1 protein-coding gene is annotated in these 10210 nt (G+C 32.4%); it reads left to right on the top strand.

The window, feature by feature from the left end; all coding sequences use genetic code 11:
* Positions 1–10210: amino acid adenylation domain-containing protein (locus ACKTSW_RS08380; RefSeq protein ID WP_408024829.1), on the top strand; the 10210-nt coding region annotated here is incomplete at both ends.

Here is a 10210-nt window from a genome sequence, read left to right on the forward strand (position 1 = left end):
CATCATTGATTATTGGTGATTCTTCCATAACTGAATCCAAAGTTACAAGTATCAACATCAAAACATTAGCAGAAGAATTAAAGAAGTATTCAGTAAGTAAATTAGATGTTTCGATAAGTGGAGAAGACATAGCGTATATTATTTATACTTCTGGTTCAACAGGAAAACCAAAAGGGGTAATGATTAAGCATAGCTCTGTGGTTAACTTATTAAAATCAATAGTTAATACTCTTGACGTCTCAAGCAATGATAACTTATTGGCTATTACCACATTTACATTTGATATTTCTGTACTAGAGTTTTTCACAACATTAAGTGTTGGTGGTATGGTAACGATTGCTTCAAACGAGGTCGTTACAAGTCCAAGATTGCTTGCTAATATGATTGATAAAAGCAAGGTAACAATAGTTCAGGCTACACCCAGTATTTGGAACTTACTTTTAGAAGTAAATTGGAAAGCAAAAACAGCGTTAAAGAAAATATCTGGAGGAGAGTATCTACCAATTATACTAGGTGCACGTTTATTAGAAATGTCTGGTGAATTATATAACATGTTTGGACCTACTGAAACTACAATTTGGTCAACATGTCAACACATTCAAGAAACTACAGATTTAAACTCTATAGGAAGACCTCTATACAATACAAAACTTTATATACTTGATAAATTTGGAGAGTTATTACCGCATGGAATTGTAGGGAATTTGTTTATAGGGGGAGCAGGAATAGCCAAAGGATATACAGACCAAGAATTAACTGCAAAAAAGTTTATAGCCAATCCTTTTATTAGTGATGAAATCATTTATGATACAGGCGATTTATGTTATTGGGATTTTAATGGAAGATTGGTATATCTAGGAAGAGGAGATAGTCAAGTAAAACTTAGAGGGTATCGTATTGAATTAGGAGAGATAGAATCATTATTAGAAATAAATTCAAATATAAATCAAGCTGTTGTCATTGTAAAAGGAGATGATCTTTTAGCATATGTTACAGGAAAAAAAACGATTGAAGTAGATAGTATAAAAACAATACTTCGTAGTAAGTTGCCAGCATATATGATGCCAGCACATATTATACAATTAGAAGAATTCCCACTAACACACAATGGTAAAATTAGTCGAAAAGAACTTGCAAAAAGAGTTATTGAAGTTAAAGAAAGAACAATCACTCTTCCGCAAACTACTGCTGAAAAAAAACTGGTAAACTTATGGCAATCTATTCTAGATATTAAAGACATAAGCATTACAGATGATTTCTTTGAAATAGGAGGACATTCATTAAAAGCAATTCAATTAATTCTTAATATTTATAAAGAATTAAATGTACAAGTACAGTTAAAAGATATTTTTGAATACCCCAAACTTGTAGACTTAGCGGCATATATAGCACAGTTAAATATAGTAGATTATAAAAAAATAAGTACTATTGAAGTTAGCGATACGTATCAATTATCACATGCACAACAAAGGTTATGGATTTTAGAACAATTTGAAACTTTAGGTTCAACAGCGTATAATATACAAATGAGCTATTGGCTCAATGGAGAAGTAAATATAGCCCATGTAACAGAAGCATTCACACAACTTATAGAACGTCACGAAATTCTAAGAACTAATTTTAAAGCAATTGATGGAATTCCATGTCAGTTTATACATGAGGTTGATACGCTAAATTTTAATGTTGATTACCACGATGTGTCAAATGAAGATAATTCAGAAGTAGTAGCAACAAAATTATCAGAAAAAGCGGCTTTTACTTCGTTCAATTTATTAAAGGATCAATTGATACGCGTACACATAATTAAAGTTGAAGAAGAAAGATACTTATTTATGCTTTGTATGCATCACATTATAACAGATGAATGGTCAATTAAAAACTTAATTAAAGAGTTTTTAAGCATATACAATTCATTACAATTACAAACAGAAACAAACTTACAACCACTTTCTATTCAGTATAAAGATTATGCAGCTTGGCAATTACAAGAGTTGGCTGGTGGGCATCTGAATTTGCATAGAAATTATTGGTTACATAAATTTGAAGGTGATATTCCCGTGGTAGACTTACCAATGGATAAACCAAGACCTTCCGTAAAAACGTTTGATAGTACTCAGTTTAAATATTCTTTTGATCCGCAATTAGTAGCAAAATTTAGAGAGGTAGTATTTGAAGAGAAAATAACACTATTTGCTGGGCTTTTGGCGCTTACAAAAGTATTAGTTTATAAATATACAGGTGAAAAAGATATCATTTTAGGAACACCAGCAGCAGGAAGAGATCATGTAGAATTAGAAGATCAAATTGGTTTTTATATCAATGCATTACCATTACGAACGGTATTAGATACCGAAGATACATTTATAGAAACTTTACGAAAAGTTAAGCAAGTTGTTGTTGAAGCGTTCGATCATCAAATTTATCCGTTTGACTTGCTAGTTAAAGATTTAGGTTTAGATAGAGACTTAAGCAGGTCGCCTTTATTTGACATTGTTGTTGGAATTCAAAACAAGCAAAACATTGAAAAGCTACCAGAAATGCATGGTGTGACTATAGAAGATCAATTGTTGCTTAATAACAAAAGTAAAGTAGATCTCCGATTGTTCTTTATAGAAAACCAGAACGAAATCAATCTAAATTTAGAATACAATATAGACCTTTTTAAAGAGGAAAGAATACAACGATTCTGTCTACATTTTGAAGAATTGATGAGAGCAGTGGTAGAAGCTCCTACCCAAAAAATAAATGAACTCAATTATATTACGGCTAAAGAACGTCAACAATTACTTTATGATTTTAATCAAGAAGCTTTTGAGTATGAACAATCACTAACATTAGTTCAATTATTTGAAAATCAAGTTGATAAAAACCCACATGTTATAGCGCTTGAAACACCAACAAACTCTTGGACTTACAAAGAATTAAATACTATAGTAAACACTACTGCAAAATCATTACAAGAATTTTTTGATGTAACTAAAGGAAAGCATATTGGTGTAATGGTTAACAGAAATGAATGGTTAATTGTAGGAATGCTTTCAATAATGAAAGCAGGTGCTGTTTACATTCCAATAGATGTTTCTAGTCCTAAAGAACGAATAAATTACATTGTATCTGATGCCAATATTTCACTTTTAATTACCGAAAGTAGTATCATTAACCGTTCTTCAAATCTTGTGTCAAATGTCTTCAGTATTGATGAAGTTTATGATGCGTTAAAGGTACACGAAGAAAACCTAACACCAAACTATACAGCAGAAGATGAAGCGTATGTAATTTACACTTCTGGTTCATCAGGGAAACCAAAAGGGGTATTAGTATCTCATAAAAACTGTGTAAACATGGTTAAAAATGAGCATATAATATTTAAACCAACTACAAAAGATAAAGTATTACAATTTGCTTCTCCGTCTTTTGATGCTTCCATTGCTGAAATTTTTATGGCAATCACATCAGGTGCGAGTTTAGTCTTAGCTAAAGAAAAGACTCTCAAAGATGTTATTGCACTTACAAATTACCTTAAAGAGAAAAACGTATCTATTGTTATCCTACCGCCAGCATATCTAGCGGCAATATCAGTAAAAGAATTATCTTTTTTACGATTAATCATTACTGCTGGAGACGTTGCAAACAAACAATTAGCAATAGATTACAGTAAGGAGCTAACATATATGAATTGCTATGGTCCTACAGAATCTGCTGTTTGGACAACCATTCATAAAGTAGCAAAGACAGACACTAAATATCCACGATTACCAATAGGGAAACCAATAGGAAATCTTCAAGTATATATTCTAAATGAGTTTCTCCAACCACAACCAGTTGGAGTACCTGGAGAAATATACATTGCTGGTGTTGGTGTTACAAAAGGATATCTCAACAAAAAAGAATTAACTAAAAGAAGTTTTATAAAAAATCCTTTTGGTGAAGGAAATATATATAAGACTGGTGATTTAGCTTCATGGTATTCTGATGGAAACATTGATTTCATAGGACGTGTAGATACGCAAGTAAAAATAAGAGGTTACCGAATAGAGCTTGGAGAAATAGAAAGTGTATTAAACAAACATCCTGAAATTACTAATGCAGCAGTTATTACATTAGGTGAAGGAAATAATAAAACTTTAGCGGCTTACTACGAAGGAGAGAGGAAAATTTCAAATTCAGATATTAAAGAATACTTAAAAACTTTCTTGCCTGAATACATGATACCACCTCATATTATTTATTTAGAGAATTTACCAAAAAACAGTAGTGGAAAAATTGATAAACAAGTATTACCAAAACATATAGAAATTGAAGTCAAAGAACTTGTAGTTCCAAATGATGATTTAGAGGCAGGATTACTAGAAGTGTGGCAAAATGTTTTAGGAATTCAAGAAATTTCAGATAAAGATAATTTCTTCTCTATTGGAGGACATTCGTTACGAGCAATTCAATTAATATCTCAATTATTCAAAAAATTAGAAATTAAACTAGAACTAGAAGATATCTTTTTACATCCTGTTTTTAAAGAACAAGTAATTTTATTGAAAAATTCTAGTAAAACCAGTTATCAAAAAATTGAAAAAATTGAAGCGCAGTCACGTTACAAACTTTCCTATGCGCAACGTAGATTATGGTTGTTAGAACAGTTTGAAGATGAAGTTGAAGCAGTACACAATATTCCAGTAACATATTGGCTCAAAGGTAATGTAAATATCAAATTACTAAATACTGCATTTTTACATGTAATCGATAGGCATGAAAGCTTACGTACGTCATTCATACAAGAAGAAGGAGAGGCATATCAAAAAATACTAACATCAGAAGAATATACATTTAGTATTACAAAAGAAGATGTAAGTAATACTTTAAGTCCTAAAGAATATGCCCGAAATAAAGCATTAGAATTATCTTTAATTCCTTTCGATTTAGAAACAGCTCCTTTAATAAAAGCACATATCATTAAGGTTGCAGAAAATGAATATTTATTTTATCTCTGTGTACATCACATTATATTTGACGAAAGATCAGTACATGTTTTCATAAAGGAAATCATAGAAAGTTACAAAGCTTTTTTACAAAATAAATCACCTGAATTACCAGTACTGCCAATTCAATATAAAGATTATGCAGCTTGGCAAGAAAAAGAATTACAAAGTGAACGTTTAGCAGCACATAGAGCATATTGGTTAAGACAATTTGAAGAAGAAATACAAGTATTAGACTTACCCGCAGATTATCCAAGACCGCCAGTGCAAACATTTCATGGGGATCAAGTACACTTAAGTTTAAGTGAAGAAACAAGTAAAGCATTTAGAGCCTGTTTAAAGGCAAAAGAAATTACGCTTTACATGGGGTTGGTAACACTTGTAAAATCACTTTTACATCGTTATACAGGGCAAAACGATATTATTATAGGTTCGCCATCGGCAGGTAGAGAACATCCAGATTTAAGAGATCAAATAGGTTTTTTTATCAATACATTGGTGCTAAGAACTAAAATTAGTGAAGACGATACCTTCAACTCACTCTCGGAAAAAGTAAAAGAAAACGTTTTAAATGCATTCACTCATCAAGTATATCCTTTTGATTTGTTGGTAAACGAATTACAACTTGTACGTGATATGAGTCGTTCGCCATTGTTTGATGTAGTTGTAGTGTTAGAAAACTTATTAGATAAAAATGAAATACCAGCATTTGAAGGACTATCAATTACAGAAAATCAGTTAGATGTTCCAATAAGTAAAATTGACTTACGTTTCTATTTCGTTGAAAATGAATCAAACATTTCACTAACATTAGAATACAACACAGATATTTACAGTAAACATCGTATGGAGAATTTATTGGGGCACTTAACAGCGTTGATAAATTCAGTAATCGAAAAACCATTGGCTGCCATAAGTGAACTCAATTACTTAGCACCACAAGAAAAAAAATGGTTACTTTCAGAACTCAATCAAAAAGAACTCAAATACAATCAAGACGAGACATTAGTCGACATTTTTGAACGTCAGGTTATTACAACACCTGATAATATTGCGGTAGAATTTGGAAGTAAAACGCTTACATATAAAGAACTAAATGCACGCGCAAACAAAGTAGCACATCATTTACGCAATGAATACAAAGTAGCACAAGGAGAAACGGTAGCGTTAATGCTAGAAAGAAACGAATGGCTTATCGTTGGTTTCTTAGCAATACTAAAAGCTGGCGGTGTATATTTACCAATAGATTCAAGCAACTCAACGGAACGTAACAATTTTATGCTTTCTGATTCAGAAGCTAAAGTAATTATCACAGAGTCACTAAACATGTTTAGTATCGGCAATTTTACAGGAAGTATTTTTGCAGTCGATATAGAATTTGATATTCTTTCAACTAGTGATGAAAACCCTTTGAAAGTTAACAAAGCATCCGATTTAGCATACATTTATTACACATCAGGATCTACTGGAAAACCAAAAGGAGTTATGTTGCAACATCGAAATGGTGTACACGTTATTCACAATCAGAGAAAAGAATTTAATCTAACGGAAGATGACTGCATTATTCAGTTTTCTTCGATGGCTTTTGATGGTTCTGTTTTTGAATACTTTGTTGCTTTGGCAAATGGAGGTCGTTTATTAGTTGCAAAAAATAGCATCATAAAAGATGCTGTGCAGTTAATTAAGCACATGAAGGAAAAAACTGTAACATTTGCAGTATTACCAGCAGCTTATTTTTCTGCAGTTCCTGTAGAAGAACTTGAGTTTTTACGAATTGCAATTTCTGTTGGAGATGTTGTAAATAAAAATCAAGCAATAAAAAGTAGTATTTACACATCTACTTATAATGGCTATGGACCAACAGAATGTTCTATTTGGTCTACAACTTATAACGTTTCTGAAGAAGACACAAAACGAGTTCGGTTACCTATTGGAAAAGCGATAGGAAATGTACAAATTTACATTGTTGACGAACACTTGAATTTAGTAGGAGAAGGAATTCCTGGAGAAATTTGTATTGCTGGTGGTGGAGTAGCAGAAGGATACTTAAATATGGAAGAACTTTCCAATGAAAAGTTTGTGAAAAACCCGTTTGGAGAAGGAAAAATGTACCGATCTGGAGATAAAGGAATTCGTTTGGCAGATGGAAATATTGATTTCTTAGGACGTATCGATAACCAAGTGAAAATTAGAGGGTATCGTATAGAACTTAATGAAATTGATAAAGTAATCAAATCACATCCAGCAGTAATAGAGACTTTGGTAACAACTCATACAGCAGATGATGATACAGCTTTGGTAGCCTATTATGCAGCTACCGAAAAAATAAATGTAATAGATCTTCAGGCATACTTGCGAAAAATATTGCCAGATTATATGATTCCACCTTATATAATTCAGTTAGATGATTTTGTGCTTAACTCAAGTGGTAAAATTGATAAAAAGAAACTACCTAAGCCAGAAATAAAAATAGACACAACCTATGTTGCACCTAGAAATACAACTGAAGAAAGCTTAGCTACTATATGGAGTGAAATACTCAATAAAGAACGTATTGGTGTAGAAGACAACTTCTTTGAATCTGGTGGACATTCGTTAAAGGCAATTCAATTAATTACAAAAATTTATAAAACACATCAAGTTCAACTCAACATAGGAGATATATTTAATAACCCAACTTTGACTGAACAAGCATTACTAATTACAAATTCGGACACAAGTAATTATATTTCTATTCCAAAAGTTGCAGAACAAAAAACATATCCGTTATCAGCAACACAACAAAGAACTTGGCTACAAGTAGAACAATCAAAAGACACCATAGCACACAATGTTTTTACAAGCTATCATCTTGTAGGATTGTTTAATAAAGAAGCTTTTGAATTTGCTTTTCAACAACTCGTAACACGTCATGAAAGCTTGCGTACGGTATTTGAATTGGCAAATGGATCACCAAGACAACGAATTATAGATGCTTCAGTAATTGAATTTAAAATTAATTACTTAGATGTTTCCAATGAAGATGAAGCTATAAAAGAAGACTATAAGTCGAAACTATCGCGCAAAGTATTTAGCTTAAATACGGCACCATTATTCAATATAGACATCTTAAGACACAAAGAAGATACTCATGAATTATTATTTGCTATGCATCACATCATTTCTGATGAATGGTCTATGCAAGTAATGGTAAGAGATTTAGTATTACTCTATAATGCTGCGGTAAAAGGTACAATGCATGCCTTACAACCGTTACCAATTCAATACAAAGACTTTACAGCTTGGCAACTAGAGGAGCTAAGCGGAGAAAAACTTATAGAGCATAAAAAATATTGGACAACACAATTTCAAGGAGGTATTCCTACATTAGAACTTGCTTCGGATAGACGACGACCTGAAATTATGAATCACTCAGGTGCACAATACTATTTTAAGCTAGATGAATCACTGAGCTCAAAATTAAAAGCATTAGTAAAAGAAGAAGGAGCAACCTTGTTTATGGGGGTACTATCTTTAGTGAAAACATTATTATATCAGTATACAGGGCAACAAGACATTATTATTGGAACGCCAGTTGCAGGAAGACAACATCCTGATTTAGAGGATCAAATAGGACTCTACTTAAACACGCTTGCATTACGATCAAGATTTTCTAAGGAAGAAGGTTTTACGGCATTACTTAATGAAGTAAAAAAAGTAAGTTTAGATGGATTCAATCATCAAGTATACCCTTTAGACATGCTAATTGAAGACTTAGGGATATATCCACCAAAAAATAGAAATGCATTATTTGATGTTGTGGTCATATTACAAAATGTACAGCTTAATCTGTTGGAAGGCGTAGAAATGGAAGGTTTGGAAGTTTCTGCAGAAGGAGAAGATTTAGAAATAAGTAAAGGTGATTTGCGATTCCAATTTATGGACCAAGGAGACATTATTGATGGAACCATAGAATATAGCACAGAATTGTATGATGAAGCACGTATTTCTCGTATGGTAAAGCATATGGAAAATTTATTGGCAATTATTGTAGAAGCACCAAATAAACCATTAAATGAAATACAATATTTAGAAGACGCTGAAGTAGAGAAAGCACAATGGTTTGATGAAGTAATACAAAAAGCAGCTCCAAAATATATTCACAAAATAATAGAAGAAACTGTTGCCGCCTACCCAACAAAAGAAGCGTTACTACTCGAAGAAAAAGTATATACATATAAAGAAATTAATGAGTTTGGTAACCAAATAGGAAACCTATTACTTGAGCTTAACACACGACCTGAAAAAGCAATTGGTGTTTTATTACCTAGCGGGAAAGAACTTGTAGGAAGCTTATTAGCATGCTTGAAAACTGGAGCGACTTATGTTCCTATAGCTGCAGAATTTTCAAAAAGCAAATTAGAACAAGTATTTTCAGAAACAAACATGGTAACATTAATTGCTACTGAAAAAGCTTATGAAATACTAAAAACTAAGATAGATGTATCGAAAACAAAACTTGAAAACATCGTATTGTTTTCAGAAGGAGGTAAACTGAAGGAATATACTTTAGATGCTTACAGTACCGATAATTTATCGGTAGTATACCCTGTAGATAATAGCAGTTATATTTTTTACAGTTCAGGAACAACGGGTAAATCGAAGGCAATTGTAGGGAACCAAGAAAGCATTGCACACTATGTCAACTGGCACAAAGAGACATTTAAATTCACACCAGCTACACGCGTAAGTCAAATAGCCTCTGTTACTTTTGATGCAAGTTTAAAAGACATTTTAACGAGTTTAATCTCTGGAAGTTGTTTGTGTATTCCAAGCGAAAAGACCAAACAAAACATGGTACTTTTAGGCAGCTGGTTAGCAGAAGAAAAAGTAACGGTTTTACAAACCGTTCCCTCATTATTCAGATTGCTAACTAACACTTTAAAAGAACAAAACATATCACTTAGCTGTATAGAAGAAGTAGTTTTAGCAGGAGAAAAGCTTTATGGAAGAGATGTTGAGTTATGGCGATCACTAGAAGGGCATTCTGCACGAATGAGTAACCTATACGGACTTACAGAAACCACAATATTAAAGAGCTGTTATCATATTCCAGAGAAGGAATTAGAATCAGGAAGCGTACTACCTGTTGGGAAATCGATTGACAATAGTATGATTGCTGTTGTTAATGATAGTGGACTTAGTATGTGGGGAGAAATCGGGGAAGTATATATTAAAAGTCCATACACAAGTAAAGG

The organism is Tenacibaculum sediminilitoris (assembly GCF_964513795.1).
Lineage (GTDB): Bacteria > Bacteroidota > Bacteroidia > Flavobacteriales > Flavobacteriaceae > Polaribacter > Polaribacter sediminilitoris.